Annotated in this window: 16 protein-coding genes; 9 read left to right on the top strand and 7 right to left on the bottom strand. The window is 72.6% G+C overall.

The genetic code is table 11. The features are described 5' to 3' along the window. Positions 1–21 precede the first annotated feature (21 nt). Positions 22–759 (top strand): prepilin peptidase, encoded by a 738-nt coding sequence (locus ACGF1Z_RS16030; protein WP_393005614.1) that lies wholly within the window; start codon positions 22–24, stop codon positions 757–759. Between the two features lie 25 nt (positions 760–784). Beyond that, positions 785–2,323 carry a DUF2079 domain-containing protein gene (locus tag ACGF1Z_RS16025; RefSeq protein WP_393004282.1) on the top strand — a complete coding sequence of 513 codons (1,539 nt, stop codon included), beginning with the start codon at positions 785–787 and terminating at the stop codon, positions 2,321–2,323. 10 nt (positions 2,324–2,333) lie between these two features. Here ACGF1Z_RS16025 and ACGF1Z_RS16020 read toward each other — a convergent pair whose 3' ends face one another. Both ACGF1Z_RS16020 and mgrA read right to left on the bottom strand, forming a co-directional pair. Further along, positions 2,334–3,491, bottom strand: coding sequence for a winged helix DNA-binding domain-containing protein (locus ACGF1Z_RS16020; protein WP_393004280.1), 1,158 nt, complete (start codon positions 3,489–3,491; stop codon positions 2,334–2,336). Between the two features lie 396 nt (positions 3,492–3,887). Continuing rightward, positions 3,888–4,925, bottom strand: a complete 1,038-nt coding sequence (gene mgrA / locus ACGF1Z_RS16015) for an L-glyceraldehyde 3-phosphate reductase (protein ID WP_393004278.1) — start codon at positions 4,923–4,925, stop codon at positions 3,888–3,890. 109 nt (positions 4,926–5,034) lie between these two features. Here mgrA and ACGF1Z_RS16010 point away from each other — a divergent pair, with 109 nt between their 5' ends. The 5 genes from ACGF1Z_RS16010 to ACGF1Z_RS15990 all read left to right on the top strand — a co-directional run bounded on the left by ACGF1Z_RS16010 (position 5,035) and on the right by ACGF1Z_RS15990 (position 11,016). After that, complete coding sequence (locus tag ACGF1Z_RS16010; RefSeq protein WP_393004276.1) at positions 5,035–5,796, top strand: isoprenyl transferase; 762 nt, start codon at positions 5,035–5,037, stop codon at positions 5,794–5,796. Positions 5,797–6,277: 481 nt separating this feature from the next. After that, positions 6,278–7,600 carry a PhoH family protein gene (locus tag ACGF1Z_RS16005; protein WP_393004274.1) on the top strand — a complete coding sequence of 441 codons (1,323 nt, stop codon included), beginning with the start codon at positions 6,278–6,280 and terminating at the stop codon, positions 7,598–7,600. A 358-nt stretch (positions 7,601–7,958) separates the two neighbouring features. After that, on the top strand, positions 7,959–8,672 hold the full coding sequence (locus ACGF1Z_RS16000; protein WP_393004272.1) for a transglycosylase SLT domain-containing protein: 714 nt from the start codon (positions 7,959–7,961) through the stop codon (positions 8,670–8,672). Between the two features lie 140 nt (positions 8,673–8,812). Then, complete coding sequence (locus ACGF1Z_RS15995; RefSeq protein ID WP_393004270.1) at positions 8,813–10,309, top strand: AI-2E family transporter; 1,497 nt, start codon at positions 8,813–8,815, stop codon at positions 10,307–10,309. Further along, a complete protein-coding gene (locus ACGF1Z_RS15990; RefSeq protein WP_393004268.1) occupies positions 10,306–11,016 on the top strand; it encodes a hypothetical protein in 711 nt (236 codons plus the stop codon). The genes ACGF1Z_RS15995 and ACGF1Z_RS15990 overlap by 4 nt, the downstream gene beginning before the upstream one ends. Positions 11,017–11,081: 65 nt before the next feature. Here the strand turns inward: ACGF1Z_RS15990 and ACGF1Z_RS15985 are convergent, their stop codons facing one another. Further along, entirely contained in the window at positions 11,082–11,615 is a 534-nt protein-coding gene (locus ACGF1Z_RS15985; protein WP_393004266.1) for an alkyl hydroperoxide reductase, read from the bottom strand. Positions 11,616–11,617: 2 nt separating this feature from the next. Further along, positions 11,618–12,172 carry a peroxiredoxin gene (locus tag ACGF1Z_RS15980; protein ID WP_393004264.1) on the bottom strand — a complete coding sequence of 185 codons (555 nt, stop codon included), beginning with the start codon at positions 12,170–12,172 and terminating at the stop codon, positions 11,618–11,620. A 151-nt stretch (positions 12,173–12,323) separates the two neighbouring features. On the opposite strand from ACGF1Z_RS15980, the gene ACGF1Z_RS15975 reads away from it, so the two are divergent. Continuing rightward, positions 12,324–13,268: a LysR substrate-binding domain-containing protein gene (locus ACGF1Z_RS15975; RefSeq protein WP_393004262.1), complete on the top strand. Its 945-nt coding sequence runs from the start codon at positions 12,324–12,326 to the stop codon at positions 13,266–13,268. On the opposite strand, the gene ACGF1Z_RS15970 is transcribed toward ACGF1Z_RS15975, so the two are convergent. Genes ACGF1Z_RS15970 through ACGF1Z_RS15960 form a run of 3 tightly spaced genes read right to left on the bottom strand, consistent with a single transcriptional unit; the run spans position 13,255 to position 16,807 of the window. After that, the gene (locus ACGF1Z_RS15970) at positions 13,255–15,606 is read right to left on the bottom strand and encodes an FtsX-like permease family protein (RefSeq protein WP_393004260.1); all 2,352 of its coding nucleotides are present in this window, start codon (positions 15,604–15,606) and stop codon (positions 13,255–13,257) included. The two genes, ACGF1Z_RS15975 and ACGF1Z_RS15970, sit on opposite strands and share 14 nt — an antisense overlap. After that, positions 15,603–16,286, bottom strand: a complete 684-nt coding sequence (locus tag ACGF1Z_RS15965) for an ABC transporter ATP-binding protein (protein WP_393004258.1) — start codon at positions 16,284–16,286, stop codon at positions 15,603–15,605. The genes ACGF1Z_RS15970 and ACGF1Z_RS15965 overlap by 4 nt, the downstream gene beginning before the upstream one ends. After that, a complete protein-coding gene (locus ACGF1Z_RS15960) occupies positions 16,283–16,807 on the bottom strand; it encodes a PadR family transcriptional regulator (RefSeq protein ID WP_393004256.1) in 525 nt (174 codons plus the stop codon). Before ACGF1Z_RS15960 ends, ACGF1Z_RS15965 begins: the two co-directional genes overlap by 4 nt. 261 nt (positions 16,808–17,068) lie before the next feature. On the opposite strand from ACGF1Z_RS15960, the gene ACGF1Z_RS15955 reads away from it, so the two are divergent. Then, positions 17,069–19,246, top strand: coding sequence for a transglycosylase domain-containing protein (locus tag ACGF1Z_RS15955; RefSeq protein ID WP_393004254.1), 2,178 nt, complete (start codon positions 17,069–17,071; stop codon positions 19,244–19,246). Positions 19,247–19,305: the final 59 nt, after the last annotated feature.

Genomic DNA, 19,305 nt, shown 5'->3' with positions numbered 1-19,305 from the left:
TAGGGTCGGGCCGTGGACGCCCTGTTGCCGGTTCTCGTCACCGCCGCCGCCCTGTGGGGTGCGGCGGCCGGGCTGCTCGTCCCCCGTGCCGCGTACCGGCTGTCCGTCGCGCCGGAGGAGCCGTGGCGGGCCGCCTGTCCCGCCGGACATCCGTTCGCCGGCCCGGGCCGGGGCTGGCTGGGCGGTCCGGGGCGGGCCGGGTGTGCGACGAGTTCCGCGCCGCTGACGGCGCCGCTGCTGACCGCGCTCGCCTGCGCCGCGCTCGCGGCGGCCACCGGCGGGCCGCGGCCCGAACTGCTCGTGTGGCTGCTGATCGCGCCCTTCGGCACCCTCCTCGCCTGCGTCGACGTGCGGGTGCACCGGCTGCCCGACGGGCTGACCCTGCCGCTCGCCGCCGCGGTGCCGCTGCTGCTCGCGGCCGCCGCGAACCTGCCCTGCGCGGCGGGGTCCTGGACCCACTCCCTGCTGGGGGCGGCCGCGCTCGGCGGCGGATATCTCGTGCTGTTCCTGCTCCATCCGAACGGGATGGGCTTCGGCGACGTGAAGCTCGCGGTCCCGCTCGGCGCGGCGCTCGGCTGGTACGGCTGGGGCGTGCTGTTCCTCGGGGCGTTCGCCGGCTTCCTGCTCGGCGCGCTGTACGGGCTCGGGCTGGTCCTCACCCGCCGCGCGCGCCGCGGGACGGCGATCCCCTTCGGCCCCTTCATGATCGTCGGCGCGCTGCTCGGGCTGCTGCTCGGCGCGTTCACCGCCCTCCCCTGAACGGGCCGCCCTAGCATCACCCCATATGCGGACAATCGATGAGAAAGCGTCACCGAAGCGACAGGAGGCGGCGCTCCCCGACCTGCCCGCCGTCCCGCCCTGGTACCGGCGCCCCGCCCTCGTCCCCTGGGCCTGGGCGGCCGCCCTCTGCCTCCTCTACGCCACCGTCGCCGTGCGCCGCCACCTCCTCATGCGCACCACCGGATACGACCTCGGCATCTTCGAGCAGGCCGTCCGCGCCTACGCCGAGCTCCGCGCGCCCGTCGTCCCGCTGCGCGGCGAGGACTTCAACCTTCTCGGCGACCACTTCCACCCGCTGCTCGCCGTCCTCGCCCCCTTCTACCGGCTCTGGCCCTCCCCGCTCACCCTGCTCGTCGCGCAGTCCGCCCTCCTCGCGCTGGGAGCCGTCCCGCTGGTCCGCCGGGCCCGGCAGGTGGCCGGCCGGCGCGGCGCCCACGCGGTCGCCCTCGGCTACGGGCTGAGCTGGGGCGTCGCCTCCGCCGCCGCGTTCGACTTCCACGAGGTCGCGCTCGCCGTCCCGCTGCTCTCCTTCGCCCTCGACGCGCTCGCCCGGCGCCGCTGGAAGAGCGCCGTCGCCTGGGCCGCCCCGCTCCTCCTCGTCAAGGAGGACCTCGGGCTCACCCTCGCCGCCGTCGGCGCGTACATCGCCCTCAAGGGGCGCCGGGACGCCGAGGGGCGGCCGGACCGGCGGGCCCGCACCCTCGGGCTCGCCACCGCCGCCGCCGGTCTCCTCGGCTCGTTCCTCGAGATCAGGGTCCTGCTCCCGGCCCTCGACCCCACCGGCGGCTACGCCCACGGCGGGCAGCTCGCCGCCGCACACGGCTCCCTGCTCGGGGCGCTCGCGCACGCCCCGCTGGACCTGCTCCGCCCCGACGTCAAGGCGACGACCCTGATCCTCGTCTTCGCGCCCTCGGCGCTGCTCGCCCTGCGCTCCCCGCTCGCCCTGATCGCGCTGCCCACCCTCGCCTGGCGGATGGCCTCCGAGAACGCCTTCCACTGGGGCACGGCCTTCCACTACAGCGCGGTCCTCATGCCGGTGGTGTTCGCCGGACTCCTCGACGTCCTCGGCCGCGAGACCAACCCCCGCAACGTGCGCGCCGCCCTCGCCACCGTGCTCGCCGTCACGGCCGCGCTGCTGCCCTCCTTCCCGCTGGCGCAGCTCGCCCAGCGGGCCACCTGGCACACCACCCCGCACCTGGAGGCCGCCCGCGACCTGCTCGCGCGGATCCCCGACGGCGCGACCGTCGCCGCCTCCAACCGGCTCGCCCCGCAGCTGACCTCGCGCTGCACGGTGGTCCTCTTTCCGGCCTTCCCGGTCGGCGGCCGGCTCTACGAGTACCGGCGCACGGGCCTGCCGCGGCCCACCGCCGAGTGGATCGTGCACGACCCGGAGGCCCCCGAGGCATGGCCCTACCGGCGCGGACACTGGCCGTACCCGCTGGAGCAGCAGCGGGCCGAGCTGAAAGCCGCCGTCGAGAAGGACGGGTACACGGTCGTCGCGCGCCGCGACGGAATCACCCTGCTCCGCCGCGCCGCCCGCTGAGGCGCTCCCGTCAGGCGTGCGGCCCGACCGCCACCGGACCCACCGTCAGCTCGGCCCGGCCCTCCAGGACCGCCGCCACCCGATCGGCCTGTGCCCCCAGCGCCCGGAGCCGCGCCGCGGAGAGGGGACGCAGCGGCTCGACCGTCACCGCGATCCGCTTCCCGGAACGGCGCTGGTGCCACACCCCCTCGACCGTGCCGTCGACGAGCAGCACCGGGAAGTTCCCGGCCTGGCCGCCCGCCAGGGCCCGCTCGGCGGCCCGGCCCGCGAAGAGCCGGGCCCGCGGCTGGGAGGCGATGCCGAAGCCGTCGAAGTACGGCAGCAGCCGCACCCCGCGGCCCGGCCGCTCGTCCGGGAAGTCCGTGTCACCGGCGGCGACCCAGGCCTCCGTCCCGTCGAAGGACACCTCCTCGATCCGCCCGGCCGCGGCGAGGGAGGCGAAGAGCCGCGCCGCCCAGCCCGCCGGCGCCGCCAGCCACTTCGCGAAGTGCGCCGGGGTCGCCGGGCCGTAGGCGCGCAGATAGCGGTCCACCAGCTCGCCGAGCGCCCGCGGTCCGGACCGCGGGCGCACCGCGGGGTTGGTGTAGGTGACCTTCCGTCCCCGGTCACGGCCGAAGGCCAGCACTCCCCGGTGCGCGGCCAGATGCGTGATCTGGCGCCACCGGGGCCACTTGTCCTGGAAGGCGTCCACCACCCGGTCGCCCGCCCACGGGCCGGTGCGCGCGACGATCGCGTCGGTGAGCTCGTCCACGGTGAGCTCGGTGCCGGTCAGCGCGTCGGCGATCGCCGCCACGACCTCGTCCGTCTGCGCGGGCGTCATGCGCACGTGCGGCGGCTGCCCGCTCGCCCCTGCCGGGATCGCGGACAGAGCGCCCGTCCACATCGGCAGGTCGGCGGCCGGCAGCAGGTGCACGGTGCCGCGCGGCCCGTACGTCTTCGTCAGCGCGCGGTCCTGCCACAGCGCGGCCCGCACGTCGGCCCGCGTCCCCGCCGTCCTGCGGAGCGCCAGGGACAGCTCGGCCGCGGACAGGACCTGGGCGTGCGCGCCGAGCATCGCGGCGGCCACCGCGGCCGGCGAGGCGTCCGCGGGCTCGTCCAGGAACTGGCGGCGCATCCGGCGGGCATCGGCCTGCGCCCAAGTGACGTGCGGGGAAGGGGAGGTCGTCATGGGGCGACCGTAGGGGGCATGGAGGTCGGATCCGGTCCGCTTCGCGCCCGCCCCGCCCGCGGTGTCGGCACCCGCGGGGCGTCAACCGGGCGACCTGACGGAGGGGTCCCCCGTCGGAGGTACGGATTCCGCCGCCACGCCCGGGCGCAAACCCGCCACGAGGCGTTGGAGCCCTTGTGCCGCTTGGCCTCCGGCGAATTCGACGGGGTCTCTTCGGCGCGGCTGGCACGCAGGACGACTAATGAAGGGTTATGGTGGAAACCCCCCCTCGGGCCGGTCCGTATCCCCCCCACGGACCGGCCCGTTTTTTCTCTCCCGCTCCGGGCGGGCCCGGTTCACGGCGAAGGGCGGGCCCCCGTCCCCGCCCCCGCGCGGTCCCCCGGCCGCCGCGGCGCGTCAGCCCCGGCCGGCCCAGATGTTGGTGCCCTCGGTGTCGACGGCGAAGGAGTCGATGTCCTTCAGCTCCTCGTCGGTGAGCGGGGCCGCGGCGAGCGCCGCCACGTTCTCCTCCAGCTGTGCGACGCTGGACGCGCCGATCAGGGCCGAGGTCATGCGCTCGTCGCGCAGCACCCAGCGCAGCGCCAGCTGGGCGAGGGACTGCCCGCGCCGCTCGGCGATGTCCGCGAGACCGCGCAGCCGCCGCAGCACCTCGTCGGAGAGCAGGTCCGGGTCGAGGGACTTGCCCTGGGTGGCCCGGGAGCCCTCGGGGATGCCCTTCAGGTACTTGTTGGTGAGCAGCCCCTGCGCCAGCGGCACGAAGGAGATGCAGCCCATGCCGGCCGCCTCCAGGGTGTCGAGGAGGCCGTCCTCCTCCGTCCACCTGTTGATCATGGAGTACGAGGGCTGGTGGATGAGCGCCGGGACGCCCATCTCCCGGAGGATCCGCGCGGCCTCGGCGGTCTGCTCGCTGGTGTAGGAGGAGACGCCCACGTAGAGCGCCTTGCCCTGCTGGACGGCGGAGGCGAGCGCCCCCATCGTCTCCTCCAGCGGGGTGTGCGGGTCGAAGCGGTGCGAGTAGAAGATGTCGACGTAGTCGAGGCCCATCCGCTTCAGGGAGGCGTCGAGCGACGACATCAGGTACTTGCGCGAACCCCACTCGCCGTACGGGCCGGGGTGCATCAGATAGCCGGCCTTGGTCGAGACGATCAGCTCGTCCCGGTACGGCGCGAAGTCCTGGGCGAGGAGCTTCCCGAAGTTCAGCTCGGCGGAGCCGGGCGGCGGGCCGTAGTTGTTCGCCAGGTCGAAGTGGGTCACGCCCAGGTCGAAGGCGCGGCGCAGGATCGCGCGCTGCGATTCCAGGGCGCGGTCGTCGCCGAAGTTGTGCCACAGGCCCAGCGAGATCGCGGGGAGCTTGAGTCCGCTCCGGCCGGTGCGCCGGTACTCCATGGCGTCGTAGCGGTCCGCGGCGGCGCGGTACAGGGGGGAATCAGTCACGTATCTCTGCTTATCACGGACTTGTGACAGTCCCGGGCTGGGAGCCGGTTACCCGTCCGCAGTAATGTGGCCGCTTCGGGGGCCGACGCTCATGGAGGGGTAAAGAACAGTGAACCTGCGCGACCTGGTGTACGGGCTCTACGCACGCCGGGTGGAAGGCCGCCTCGACCACGCCCAGGTGCCCAAGCACATCGGCGTCATCCTCGACGGCAACCGGCGCTGGGCCAAGGCCTCCGGCGGCACCCCCGAACAGGGGCACAAGGCCGGCGCGGACAAGATCCAGGAGCTTCTCGGCTGGTGCGCCGAGACCGACGTCGAGGTCGTCACGCTCTGGATGCTCTCCACCGACAACCTGAACCGTCCCGAGGAGCAGCTCCTCCCGCTGCTCGGGATCATCGAGGACGCCGTGCGGGCGCTCGCCGCCGACGGCCGCTGGCGGGTGCACCACGTGGGCACCCTCGACCTGCTGCCGGCGCGCACCCAGTCCGTCCTCAAGGAGGCCGAGCAGGCCACCCTGGACAACCCGGGCATACTCGTGAACGTCGCCGTGGGCTACGGCGGCCGGCAGGAGATCGCGGACGCGGTCCGCTCGCTGCTCCTGGAGCACGCGGAGCGCGGCACCAGCTTCGAGGAGCTGGCGGAGATCGTCGACATCGACCACATCGCGGAGCACCTCTACACGCGCGGCCAGCCCGACCCGGACCTGGTGATCCGCACCAGCGGAGAGCAGCGCCTGTCCGGTTTCATGCTGTGGCAGAGCGCGCACTCCGAGTACTACTTCTGCGAGGTCCACTGGCCGGCCTTCCGCAAGGTCGACTTCCTGCGCGCGCTGCGCGACTACGCCGCCCGGCACCGCCGCTTCGGCAACTGACCCCACCCGCGGGGGCCGCGCGAGCGCCCCACGGAGCCCGGCAACGCCCCCTCGCCGCACCGCCGGCGACCCGGGTGGCGCCGCCCTGTGAGGCCCCCCGCCCGGCGCGCACCGGGCTCCGCGGGCGTCGCAGGGGACTCCCGCGACACCCCAGGACGACAGCTCCGCCTTCCGTCACCCCCCGTTCACGAACACGCCGTCATATGCCATGGCATGACGGCGCGTGCGGGAGGGCATATCCCTGGTGAAGTGAGCGGCACGGAGACCGCCACCCGGGAGGCCCTTTGCACCAGGACGACCGTGCAGGACATGTACGGACGAAGCGGAGGGCCGGTGCTCGGCCCGCGCATCGTGGCCTGAGCCCGGTCCCATTCCGCCGCGACATCCGCTCCTCCGGCAGCTTTGCCGGCGGCCCCTCCGTCGGAGCGGTCCCGTCGCAACCCCGACCTCACAGGGGTCCTCGAAGGGGGTCTGTCCTTCCGTGGTGACCAGCACTAAGCGCCGCTTGTCCGACAGGCGCACCTATGTTCTCGACACCAGCGTCCTGCTGGCCGACCCCAGCGCGATGTCCCGCTTCGAGGAGCACGAGGTCGTGCTCCCCATCGTCGTGGTGACCGAGCTGGAGGCCAAGAGGCACCACCCCGAGCTCGGTTACTTCGCCCGGCAGGCCCTCCGCCTGCTCGACGACTTCCGGGTCCGGTACGGCCGTCTCGACTCCCCGCTCCCCGTAGGGGAACTGGGCGGCACCCTGCGTGTCGAGCTCAACCACTCGGACCCCGGTGTCCTTCCGGCCGGCTACCGGCTCGGGGACAACGACTCCCGCATCCTCGCGGTCGCCCGCAACCTGCAGGCGGAGGGCTACGACGTCACCGTCGTCTCCAAGGACCTGCCGCTGCGGATCAAGGCGTCCTCGGTCGGTCTCCTCGCCGAGGAGTACCGGGCGGAGCTCGCCATCACGGACTCCGGCTGGACCGGGATGTCCGAGGTCGCGCTCGCCGCCGACCAGGTCGACCTGCTCTACGACCAGGAGTCCCTGTACGTCCCGGAGGCGGCCGGGCTGCCGGTGCACACCGGGCTCGTGCTGCAGTCCGAGCGGGGCAAGGCGCTGGGCCGGGTCACGGCCGAGGCCACGGTGCGCCTGGTGCGCGGCGACCGGGAGGCCTTCGGCATCCGCGGCCGCAGCGCCGAGCAGCGCATCGCGCTCGACCTGCTGCTCGATCCGGACGTCGGCATCGTCTCCATGGGCGGCCGGGCCGGCACCGGCAAGTCGGCGCTCGCGCTCTGCGCGGGACTGGAGGCGGTCCTGGAGCGCCGTCAGCACCAGAAGGTGATGGTCTTCCGTCCCCTGTACGCGGTGGGCGGGCAGGAGCTCGGCTATCTGCCGGGCACCGAGGCCGAGAAGATGAGCCCCTGGGCGCAGGCGGTCTTCGACACGCTCTCGGCCGTGGCGGGCCGCGAGGTGATCGAGGAGGTGCTCGGCCGCGGGATGCTGGAGGTCCTGCCGCTCACCCACATCCGGGGCCGCTCGCTGCACGACGCGTTCGTCATCGTGGACGAGGCCCAGTCCCTGGAGCGGAACGTACTGCTGACCGTTCTGTCCCGGATCGGGGCGAATTCCCGGGTGGTGCTGACCCACGACGTCGCCCAGCGCGACAACCTGAGGGTGGGTCGGTACGACGGAGTCGTCGCCGTGGTCGAGAAGCTGAAGGGGCATCCGCTCTTCGCTCACGTCACGCTGACGCGTTCCGAGCGTTCGCAGATCGCCGCGCTCGTGACCGAGATGCTGGAGGACGGTCAGATGTGATCTGTCCTGAATGAGGTGATTCGCACCGCAGTTGGCGCCGCCCGGCAAAGCGCGTGAGCTTAGCCGGGCGGCGTCGTGCTGTCTCCCGTATCCGTCAAATCCCGTGCGTCCGACCAGGTGTGAGCTTTCACACGCAGCACGGAATTGCCTTGCGGTGTCGCCGTCCGGCAGAGTCTTGCTTCCGTCAGGCCCCGCATACGGCACACGTGCACCCTCAGGGGTGTAGCACCACACAACTCAACAGCCGTTCGCCGTATGCCGCCCACAGCACCACGGGCCCGTGTCTTCTGTGACCCAGTAGTCGGAGACCAGCGTCAGGGGCACGATTTTCGCCCGTTTTGGTCACCCTGTGCGGGCGATGCTGGAAGGAAACCGTGTGAGCCGGATCTCGGTCCGGGGATTCGCGGTGGCTTCGGCCACTGCGGTCACCACTGTCGGCGCCGTCGTCGGTGTCGCCTCGGGCAACGCCGCGCAGGCCGCTGACGACAACTTCGAGGCCACCGCGGCCGACACCACGCTGCTCGCGGACATTCCCGCCGGCGAGCAGGCCCAGGTACAGGTCTCCACCCTCGCGGAGCAGGCCGACGCCCAGGCCGCCGCCGCGGACTCCGCCGCGCGCAAGTCCGCCGAGGAAGCCGCCCGCATCCAGGCCGCCAAGGACGCCGAGTCCAAGAAGGAAGCGGCCGAGAAGGCGGAGAAGGAGCGCAAGGAGGCCGAGGCCGAGCGCGCCAGCCGGTCCGCCCTGCGCGACGCGTCGAGCTTCGCCGCCCAGGGTTCGTACAGCATCTCGGACGTCAAGGCGATCGCCCGCCAGATGATCCCGGGCGACCAGTTCCAGTGCTTCAGCAACATCGTGAACCACGAGTCCGGCTGGAACTACACGGCGACCAACGCCTCCTCGGGCGCATACGGTCTCGTCCAGGCCCTCCCCGGTTCGAAGATGTCCTCGGCCGGCGCGGACTGGCGGACGAACCCCGCCACCCAGATCAAGTGGGGCCTCAGCTACATGAACGGCCGTTACGGCAGCCCCTGCGGCGCCTGGTCGTTCTGGCAGGCGAACCACTGGTACTAGGAGACGGCGCCCGGTAGTGATCCGTACCGGCCCCCGCTCAACCCGGCGAAGCCCCTCACCGTCCTTCGGTGAGGGGCTTCGCCCGTGCAGGGGTGTAGGTTCAGGAATCCGAGGGGGGACGAGGGGGGAGAGGGAAGAGCATGTCGAGACTGCCAGGATGGCTGCGCCGGATGGGCGACGGCCTGAGCCGCATGGGCGAACGCCTTGACGAGCGGCGGGCGGAGGCCGAGGACGAGGCCGCCGCGGGCGCGCCGTACGCCGGCCCGGGACCCGTGCCCGCCCTCGCGACCGCGGACGCCGCCCCGGGCACCGGGACCGCCCCGGCCGCCGAGGCGGTCCAGACCGGGACCGAGGTCCCGCGACCCGGACCGTCCGTCGCGAAGTCCGCTGTGGACACCGCCCCCGAGCCCGCCCCCGCCCCTCCGGTGGCCGCCGCCTCCGTGCCCGCGCCGCCCGCCTACGCGCCCGCCGTCGCGGCCCGCCCCGACCCGGTGGCCGCGATCCCCTGGGGCATGCGGGTCGCCGCCGAGGCGGGCTGGCGCCTGCTCGTCCTCGCCGGCACCGTCTGGGTGCTGATGAAGGTGATCAGCTCGGTGCAGCTGGTCGTCCTCGCCTTCGTCGCCGCCCTCCTCATCACCGCGCTGCTCCAGCCCACCGTGGCCCTGCTGCGCAGGAAGGGCCTGCCGCGCGGGCTCGCCACCGCCGTCACCGCCGTCTCCGGCTTCGTGATCATGGGGCTGGTCGGCTGGTTCGTGGTCTGGCAGGTGATGGACAACATCGACAGCCTGTCCGACCGGGTCAAGGACGGCATCGAGGAGCTCAAGCACTGGCTCCTCGACAGCCCCTTCCACGTCACCGAGCAGCAGATCAACGACATCGCCAAGAACCTCAGCGACACCATCGGCGCCAACGCCGAGCAGATCACGTCCGCCGGACTCCAGGGCGTGACCGTGGTCGTGGAGGCGATGACCGGCATCCTGCTCGCCATGTTCTCCACCCTCTTCCTGCTCTACGACGGGAAGAAGGTCTGGGAGTGGACCCTCAAGCTGGTGCCCGCCCAGGCACGGCCCGGTGTCGCGGGCGCCGGCCCCCGGGCCTGGCGCACCCTCACCGCGTACGTCCGCGGCACGGTGCTCGTCGCCCTCATCGACGCCGTCTTCATCGGCCTCGGGCTGTACTTCCTCGAAGTGCCGATGGCCGTGCCGCTCGCCGTGTTCATCTTCCTCTTCGCGTTCATCCCGCTGGTCGGCGCCGTGGTCTCCGGCGCCCTCGCCTGCGTCGTCGCGCTCGTCACCAACGGGGTGTTCACCGCCCTGATGGTGCTCGTGGTCGTGCTCGCCGTCCAGCAGATCGAGGGCCACGTCCTGCAGCCGTTCATCCTCGGACGGGCCGTACGGGTGCACCCCCTCGCGGTCGTGCTCGCCGTCGCGGCCGGCGGCCTCACCGCCGGCATCGGCGGCGCCGTCGTCGCCGTCCCGCTGGTCGCCGTCGCCAACACCGCGGTCGGCTACCTCCGGGCGTACAGCACCGAGCAGGCCCTGCGCGCCGCCCCCGAGCCCCGGGGCGCGACCGCCTACGAGGTGGCGCCGACCCCGGCGCCCGGCTCGGCCGACCGGGTGCCGGGAGGCTCCGCGTGATCTCCGAGCCCGAGCTGGTCGGCGGCCCGGACGGCCAGGGCACCCCGAGGCCCCCGGTGTGGGCGGAGCCGCAGCCCTGGCCGCAGCAGGTGCCCGGCGGGCAGCCGGAAGCGCCGCGGGCCCGCCGGCCCTGGCTGTGGGCGCTCGGCGGCGCGGCCCTCGCCTCGGCGGTATGGGCCGGCGGGCTGTACGCGTACGAGAGCCGGGGCCCCGACCTCGGCGCCTACCGCACCGACCGCGACCCGTGCCGGGTGGCCCGGTTCGACGGGCTGACCTCGGCGATCGGGCCCAAGGGGCCGTCCATGAGCGAGCCGCTGAAGGTGGACGAGCCCGCCCTCTTCCAGTGGGGGTGCAGCGTGAGCCTGGCCAAGGGGAGAGCGCGCTACGGCGCGAGCGTGGACTACTCCCTGCACCGGGTGACCGACCCCGGCCCCGAGTTCGACGCCCGGATGGCCGACCCGCAGGTCAGCGAGCTGGGCGACCGGATCGGCGGACTGGCGGAGTACGCCTACGTGGGGGAGATCAGCGGCGGCGGCGTCTGGGTGAAGGTCGTGGACGGGCAGGCCGAGATCTCGCTGACCGTCATGCCGGAGATCTGGGACGAGAAGAACAACCGGTACCTGGAGTCGCCGGACCTGGACCCGGCGGCCCTGCAGACCTATCTCGTCGAGGACATGCGGCAGTTGATGGCGGCGCTCCAGCGGTGAGCGGGAACGCCCGAGGGGCCCCGGGGTGTGCACCCCGGGGCCCCTCGCGTCGTGCGCAGAGAGCCCTACTCGGACAGCACGGCCTCGGCGTCGAGCGTCACGCCGACCGCCTGGATGACCGAGGCGATCTTCACGGCCTCCTGGATCGTCTCGCGGTCGACGCCGGCCTTGCGCAGGACCTGCTCGTGCGAGTCCAGGCACTGGCCGCAGCCGTTGATCGCGGACACGGCCAGCGACCACAGCTCGAAGTCGACCTTCTCGACACCCGGGTTGCCGATGACGTTCATCCGCAGACCGGCGCGCATCGTCCCGTACTCGGGGTCCGACAGCAGGTGCCGGGTCCGGTAGAAGACGTTGTTCATCGCCATGATCGCGGCGGCCGACTTGGCGGCCTGGTAGGCCTCGGGCTTCAGGTTCGCCTGTGCCTCGGGCTCCAGCTCCCTGAGGACCCGCGGCGAGCGCGAGGCGATGGCGCAGGCCAGCACCGTGCCCCACAGCTGCTGCTGCGGAAGCTCGCTGTTGCCGATGACCGAACCGAGGTTCAGCTTCAGGTCCTTGGCGAAGTCCGGTACGGCGGCCTTCAGCTCATCGAGAGCCATGCTCACTCACCGGCCAGGAGCGCGGCGGCGTCGAGGGTGTCCTCGCCCTTGGTCCAGTTGCAGGGGCACAGCTCGTCGGTCTGCAGGGCGTCGAGGACCCGCAGGACCTCCTTGGGGTTACGGCCGACGGAGCCGGCGGTCACCATGACGAACTGGATCTCGTTGTTCGGGTCCACGACGAAGACGGCACGCTGGGCGAAGCCGTCCGCACCCTCGACGCCGCAGTCGCGCATGAGCTCGTGCTTCGAGTCGGCGAGCATCGGGAAGGGCAGGTCACGCAGGTCGGCGTGGTCCTTGCGCCAGGCGTGGTGGACGAACTCGGAGTCGCCGGAGACGCCGAGGATCTGGGCGTCACGGTCGGCGAACTCGTCGTTCAGCTTGCCGAACGCGGCGATCTCGGTCGGGCAGACGAAGGTGAAGTCCTTCGGCCAGAAGAACACCACGCGCCACTTGCCCTCGTAGGACTTTTGGTCGATCTGCGCGAACTCCTTGCCGCTCTCCAGCGACACGCAGGCGGTCAGGTCGTAGGTGGGGAACTTGTCACCGACAGTGAGCACGCGCTCTCCTTACAGGCCGGAAGGATCCCTTTTGAGGTCTTCCGTGAGGGGTTGGACGGCCCACAGCATGGCACGGAGTGCATTGATCAGTGAAATAGCTAGAGTGGGTCGGGTTGATCGAAGGTGGTTATCAGTGAATCCGGTACGCAGGGTGAAGCAGCCCAGCCTCTCCCAGCTCAGAGCGTTCGCGGCGGTTGCGGAGCATCTGCACTTCCGGGATGCCGCGGCAGCCATAGGGATGAGCCAGCCGGCCCTCTCGGGGGCGGTCTCGGCGCTTGAGGAGGCACTCGGTGTCCAGCTCCTCGAGCGTACGACGCGCAAGGTCCTGCTCTCTCCCGCGGGGGAGCGGCTCGCCGTGCGCGCCCACGCCGTGCTCGACGCGGTGGGCGAGCTGATGGAAGAGGCGGAGGCCGCCCAGGCGCCGTTCACCGGGGTGCTGCGGCTCGGGGTGATCCCGACGGTCGCGCCCTATCTGCTGCCGAGCGTGCTGCGGCTCGTCCACACCCGCTACCCCGAGCTCGACCTCCAGGTGCACGAGGAGCAGACCTCCTCGCTGATCGAGGGGCTCTCCGGCGGGCGGCTCGACCTGCTGCTGCTCGCCGTCCCGCTCGGAGTCCCCGGCGTCACCGAACTCCCGCTCTTCGACGAGGACTTCGTGCTCGTCACGCCCGAGGGGCATCCGCTCGCCGGGCGGGCCGACATCCCGCGCGAGGCGCTCCGAGAGCTCAGGCTGCTGCTCCTGGACGAGGGGCACTGCCTGCGCGACCAGGCCCTCGACATCTGCCGGGAGGCCGGCCGCGCGGACGGGGCACCGGTCACCACGACCGCGGCGGGACTGTCGACGCTGGTGCAGCTGGTGGCCGGCGGGCTCGGCGTGACCCTGCTGCCGCGGACCGCGGTGAAGGTCGAGACCGCCCGTAACGCCGCCCTGTTCACCGGGGACTTCGCCGATCCGGCGCCCACCCGGCGGATCGCCCTCGCGATGCGGACGGGCGCGGCCCGCCAGTCCGAGTTCGAGGAACTGGCGGGCTCGCTCCGGGACGCCATGAAGCGGCTGCCGGTACGGATCGTCCGGGCGGGCGCTACTCCGTCCTGAGGCCGTCGGCCCGCATCAGCCGCCAGAGCAGCGGCAGGCTCAGCACGGTGACCAGCGCGATCAGGGCCGCGCCCACCCCGGTGACGGGCAGGAAGACCCACCAGTCCTCGACCGGCTTGCCGATCATCCGCAGCAGCACCAGGCCGAGCGCCAGCCCGCCCGCCACCGACAGGGCGAGGCCGAGGACGATCGGCACCGCCGTCTGCCACAGCACCGACCAGCCGAGGGTGGCGCGGCGGGTGCCGAAGGCGACCAGCGAGGACAGCAGCCGCTTGCGTTCCCGCAGTTGCTCCAGGGTCGTGACCAGCAGCGACACCGCGACGAGCAGCATGGTGAGGGTGGCGCCGATCAGGATGCCGGTGCGGACGCTGCTGAACTGGGCGTCGCGCTCGACGTCCTGGAGGGTCTGCACCCGCGTCAGCGGATCGATCCGGGCGACCGTGTTCCGCACGTACTCGGCGGCGTCCGGCACGGCCGGGTCGATCCGGATCATGGCCCCGGCCTCCGGGGCGTCGAGCCGGGTGGCGTCGATCGCCTTCGGCGTGGCCATCACCCCGGACCACACCCGGCCCAGCGGATCGGGGCGCGCGTCGACCGTGCGGGCCGAGGCCGGGATGCGCCAGGTCGGCACGGCCCCGCCCGCGTACCCCAGCGGGTCGCGCAGCGCGACCACCGCACCCGGCCCGGCGGTCTTGGCGACCCAGGCGTCGTCCGGGCCCTGCGCGCCGTGGGCCAGGACGACGAACACGTCGCCGTCGGTGCACGAGGGCAGGCGGGCGAACTCCCTCAGGGAGGCGCAGTCGCCGACCGCCATCGAGGTGACGGGGGCGAAGTCCTCCCCCTTCCGCAGCGGGCCGGCACGCCACACGCTGGACTCGATGGTGCCGACGACCGACCGCACGCCCTTCGTCCCGGACAGCGCCTCGATCGCCCGGCGGGCGTCGTCGGCGTTCCTGGCCGCGACCTTGGTCTCCAGCTGGGCGCGGGCGGTGTCCATGGCGGTGGGCCGCATGAAGTCGTTCTGCATCGCCTGGAACAGCATCTGCAGCGCGATCGCCCCGGCCGCCGCGACGACGATGCCGCTGACCGTACGGGCCGCGGTGCCACTGCTCAGCTGGAGCCTGCGGGTGGCGAGCTGCCAGGCCACCGGGCCGCCGCGCAGCCGCCGCACCAGCGCCTCCACCAGCCAGGGCAGCAGCGTGGTGAGTCCGACCAGGGCGACGGTCGAGCCGACGGCGATGCCGACGGCGTCGATCGAGGTCTCCTCGATCCGTACCTCTCCTCCCGCGGTCGGCACGAGCAGGGCCGCGCCGGCGAGGACGAGGACCAGTCGCCAGGCGAGCCGGCGGGGCTTCGGGGTCGCGGTCCTGACCACGCCCAGCGGTTCGATCGCCACCCCGCGCAGGGCGAAGAGGCTGACCACGACGGCGGACACGGGCACGGCCGCGACGATCACCGCGGCGAGCCAGGGCACCGGGGACATGTCGGACGGGAAGGCGTTGACGTCCCAGATCTGCACGGTGCCGGCCAGCTGCCCGGCCAGGGCGAAGAAGCCGGCGCCGGCGGCGAGGCCGAGCAGCGCGCCCGCGAGGGACTCGCCGGCCGCGATCCGCCGGGTCATGGCGGTGTCCGCGCCGACCAGGCGCAGCGCGGCGAGCCGCCGGTCGCGCTGCTCGCCGCCGAAGCGGACGGCGGTCGCGATGAAGACGAGCACCGGCAGCAGCAGGACGACACAGGCGATGACGACGAGCAGCAGCAGGAACGCGTTCATCGGCTCCTCCGGCACCGACCAGCCGTAGCGCTCACCGCGCCCGGTGAAGGCGTCGGTGGTGAGGACGTCCGAGCCGGCGACGTAGCGCAGTTCCGCCGGGCCGATCAGCGCCGCGTCGCCGAGGGTTCCCGTGACCTTGTAGGGCAGGCGTTCGCGCAGGAGCGCGCCCTCGGGGGAGCCGAGCAGCTCGCGCAGGGCGGGGGAGACCAGCATCTCGCCGGCCGCGGGCACCTTCGCCGCTCCCGGGGGGACGGCCGGGCTCGCGCCCTCGGGCCGGAGCAGCAGGCCGGTGACGGTGTCGCCGCGGTAGACGTTGCTCTGGTCGGCGTAGAGAAAGGTGTCCGGTCCGGGCCGCTCCACCAGCTCGCTCGCGTCGACGGCGCGGGCCGACTCGCGCACCTCCCGCTGGAACAGCATGTTCGGCAGGGACGCGGCGACGAGCAGCAGGGCCACGCCCAGTCCGATGCCGGTGGCGGTCAGGGCGGTGCGCAGCCAGCCGCCGCGCCCGCCGGTCACGGCGAAGCGGGCGCCGAGGGCCAGGTCGCGGGCCCAGGTCCGCATGCTCATACGGCCCACTCCGTGTCCCGCACGCTGCCGTCGCGGACCACGACCTCGCGGTCGGAGTAGGCGGCGACCCGGGCCTCGTGGGTGACCAGGACGACGGCGGCGCCGGTGTCCCGGGAGGCGTCGGTGAGCAGCTGCATCACCCGCTCGCCGTTGAGGGAGTCGAGCGCGCCGGTGGGCTCGTCGGCGAAGATCACCCGGGGTGCGGTGACGAGGGCGCGGGCGACCGCGACCCGCTGGCCCTGGCCGCCGGAGATCTCGCCGGGCCGCTTGCCGGCCACGTCCTCGACCTCCAGGCGGGCGAGCCACGCGCGGGCCCGTGCCTCGGCGGGCCTGCGGCGCTCGCCGCCCAGGCGCAGCGGCAGGGCGACGTTCTCGACGCAGGTCAGTTCCGGCACGAGCTGGCCGAACTGGAAGACGAAGCCGAAGTCGGAGCGGCGCAGCGCGCTGCGCTGCCCGTCGCTCAGGGCGGTGAGTTCGCGGCCGTCGTAGTGGATGGTGCCCGCGTCGGGGCGGACGATGCCGGCGAGGCAGTGCAGCAGGGTGGACTTGCCGGACCCGGAGGGGCCCATCACGGCGACGACCTCACCGGCGCGCAGGGAGAAGTCGGCCCCGGCGAGGGCGGGCGTCGGCCCGTAGGACTTGTCCATCCCGCTCGCGCGGAGCAGGGGTGCGGTCGTCATCGGCGGATCTCCTCGGCGAGCCGGTCGAGGCGGGCGGCGGTCAGCTCCAGCCAGCGCAGGTCGGCCTCCAGGTGGAAGAGCGCGTGGTCGCAGACGAGCTGGTCGGCGAGGTCGCCGTCCTTCTTGCGCCGGGTGAGCTCGCGCATCAGGCGCAGGTGTTCGGTGCGCTGGACGTCGAGCAGCTCGGCGGCGCCGCGGCCGGTGAGCAGGGCCAGGACGACCTTGGTGTAGAGCGTGGACTGGAGGTACGGCTCCGGCTTCTCGGGGGTGGCGAGCCACTGCGCGACGTCGGTGACGCCGGCCTCGGTGATGGCGTACCGCTTGCGCTCGGGGCCGGCCCCGGCCTCGAGGCCGTCGACCTCGACGAGGCCGTTCCTCAGGAGCCGGGACATCGTCGAGTAGACCTGCCCGTAGTGGAGGGGCCGGTCGTGGCCGAAGCGCTCGTCGAAGGCGCGCTTGAGGTCGTAACCGTGGCGCGGGCCGGACTCCAGGAGTCCCAGAAGGGTGTGACCGATGGACATGATGCCACTCTACACGCGGTGTATACGCGTGATGTATAGCCCTGGTGGGGGCCGGTCAGGGAGTGCCGGGGCGGCGAGGGCACCCGTCGAACGCGAAGTCTGTGACCGGCCGCACACAACCATCCGCACCTGTGGAGCGTCGGTTCCCTCGGGAGTGGGTGCTCATTGTCACGCCCGGAAAGCCGGATGGATCGCCCTTTGTCGCGATCGCCGGTGTTAGCTTGCTGAGCTGATTCGAAGACGAGCGGAGCGAACGAGGACATGGGCCGAACAGGTAACAGCCAGGCGGGAAAGGGCGGGCGGATACGCCGCCTCTTCACCTGGAAGAAACTCCTGGGCACGTTCTTCGTGGGCTGCCTGCTCGTGATGGGCGCCTTCTACGCGCTCTACCTGATGGTCCCGGTGCCGTCGGCCAACGCGGACGCGACCCTGCAGAGCAACGTCTACAAGTACTCCAACGGCAAGGTCATGGCCCGCACGGGCAAGATCAACCGCGAGATCGTGGGCCTGGAGAAGGTCCCGACCGACGTTCAGCGGGCCTTCGTCGCCGCCGAGAACAAGACCTTCTACAAGGACAACGGCGTCGACGTCATGGGCACCGCCCGTGCCGCCTGGAACACCCTCACCGGCAAGGGCAAGCAGGGCGGTTCGACGATCACCCAGCAGTACGTCAAGAACTACTACCTGAGCCAGGACCAGACGGCGACCCGCAAGCTCAAGGAAATGGTCATCGCCATCAAGGTGGACCAGCGCATGAGCAAGCCGGAGATCCTCGCCGGCTACATCAACACCAGCTACTACGGCCGCAACGCCTACGGCATCCAGGCCGCCGCCCAGGCCTACTACGGCGTCGACGCCACCAAGCTCACCGCCGCCCAGGGCGCCTACCTCGCCTCCGTGCTCCAGGCCCCCAGCCAGTACGACTGGACCTTCGCCGGCCCCGAGGGCCGCAAGCTCGTCGCGCAGCGCTGGAACTACGTCCTCGACAACATGGTCGAGGAGGGCTGGCTGGACGCCGCGCAGCGGGCCGGCATGAAGTTCCCCGTCCCGCAGAAGCCCAAGGCCCCCAAGGGCCTCAGCGGCCAGAGCGGCTACATCGTCGAGGCCGCCAACCAGGAGCTCGTGCGCCAGGGCGTCAGCGAGGAGGACCTGAAGGCCGGCGGCTGGACGATCACCCTCAACATCGACGAGAAGAAGCAGAAGGCCCTGGTCAAGGCGGTCGACGAGCAGCTGGAGGACGAGCTCGACCGCAAGGGCGACAAGAAGCAGGCGACCGTCCAGGCCGGCGCCACCTCCGTCGACCCGAAGACCGGCGCGGTCGTCGCCATGTACGGCGGCGTCGGCGCCACCGAGCACTGGACGAACAACGCCACCCGGCGCGACTACCAGCCCGCCTCGACGTTCAAGCCGCTCGTGCTCGCCTCGGCCCTCGACAACGACGCCGAGACCCAGGACGGACGCCGGATCGGCCTCGGCACGATCTACGACGGCACCAGCAAGCGCCCCGTGGTCGGCAGCGACATCCCGTTCGCCCCGGAGAACGAGGACAACCAGAGCTACGGCCCGGTCAGCGTCCAGAAGGCCACCAACAGCTCGATCAACTCGGTGTACGCCCAGATGATCGTGGACGTCGGCCCCAAGAAGGCCAAGCAGACCGCCCTCGCCCTCGGCCTGAAGGACGGCGCGGACTTCGTCGAGACCCCCTCGATGTCCCTCGGCGTCATGGGCGCCTCCACGCTGGACATGGCCGGCGCCTACGCCACCCTCGACAACCACGGCAACAAGGTCACCCCGACCCTCGTGAAGACCGCCGAGCACAAGGACCGCAAGGTCGAGGGCGTGCAGTCGATCGGCGAGCGGGTCATCAGCCGTGAGGCCGCCGACACCACCACCAAGGCCATGCAGGGCGTCGTCCAGAGCGGCTCCGGCTTCCGCGCCGCGGGCGACTACCAGGCGGCCGGCAAGACCGGCACCTCCGAGAACAACCGCTCGGCCTGGTTCGTCGGCTACACCCCCGAACTCGTCACCGCCGTCGGACTCTTCGGCGAGGACGCCAAGGGCAACCAGGTGACGCTCACCGACACGATCAACCCGGGCCGCGCCAACGGTGGCCGCACCCCGGCCCAGATCTGGGGCGCCTACACGACCAAGGCGCTCGGCGGCGGCTCCGACGCCACCTTCGACCTGCAGACCGACGGCACCTCCGGCGGCGACACCGCCCCGACGCCGACCCGGACCACCGGGTCGCCGACGCCCACCCCGACGGACACCGGCGAGGCCACCACCCCGCCGCAGCCGCCGACCCCCACGGCCACCACCCCGACGCAGCCGCCCACGGCGACCGCCACGACCCCGCCGGAGCCGACGCCGACGCGGACGTCGGACCCGACGACCCAGCCGCCGCCGGACGGCATCGTCGACGGCCGCCCCGGCACCTGACACACCGACGGCCGGGCCCCTCGCAGGGGCCCGGCCGTCGGCGTTCGCGTCCGTGCGCG

Source organism: Streptomyces sp. NPDC048018 (assembly GCF_043202995.1).
Classification (GTDB): Bacteria; Actinomycetota; Actinomycetes; order Streptomycetales; family Streptomycetaceae; genus Streptomyces.
This window is presented reverse-complemented; position numbering and strand designations above follow the sequence as displayed.

Bases quoted from the DNA above. Each gene is read 5' to 3' on its own strand.
- ACGF1Z_RS15965 (WP_393004258.1), bottom strand. From the start codon at position 16,286: ATGACGACCGCACCCCTGCTCCGCGCGAGCGGGATGGACAAGTCCTAC.
- ACGF1Z_RS15955 (WP_393004254.1), top strand. From the start codon at position 17,069: ATGGGCCGAACAGGTAACAGCCAGGCGGGAAAGGGCGGGCGGATACGC.
- ACGF1Z_RS16020 (WP_393004280.1), bottom strand. From the start codon at position 3,491: ATGACGACCTCCCCTTCCCCGCACGTCACTTGGGCGCAGGCCGATGCC.
- ACGF1Z_RS15960 (WP_393004256.1), bottom strand. From the start codon at position 16,807: ATGTCCATCGGTCACACCCTTCTGGGACTCCTGGAGTCCGGCCCGCGC.
- ACGF1Z_RS15995 (WP_393004270.1), top strand. From the start codon at position 8,813: ATGTCGAGACTGCCAGGATGGCTGCGCCGGATGGGCGACGGCCTGAGC.
- ACGF1Z_RS16000 (WP_393004272.1), top strand. From the start codon at position 7,959: ATGCTGGAAGGAAACCGTGTGAGCCGGATCTCGGTCCGGGGATTCGCG.
- ACGF1Z_RS15970 (WP_393004260.1), bottom strand. From the start codon at position 15,606: ATGAGCATGCGGACCTGGGCCCGCGACCTGGCCCTCGGCGCCCGCTTC.
- ACGF1Z_RS15985 (WP_393004266.1), bottom strand. From the start codon at position 11,615: ATGGCTCTCGATGAGCTGAAGGCCGCCGTACCGGACTTCGCCAAGGAC.
- ACGF1Z_RS16025 (WP_393004282.1), top strand. From the start codon at position 785: ATGCGGACAATCGATGAGAAAGCGTCACCGAAGCGACAGGAGGCGGCG.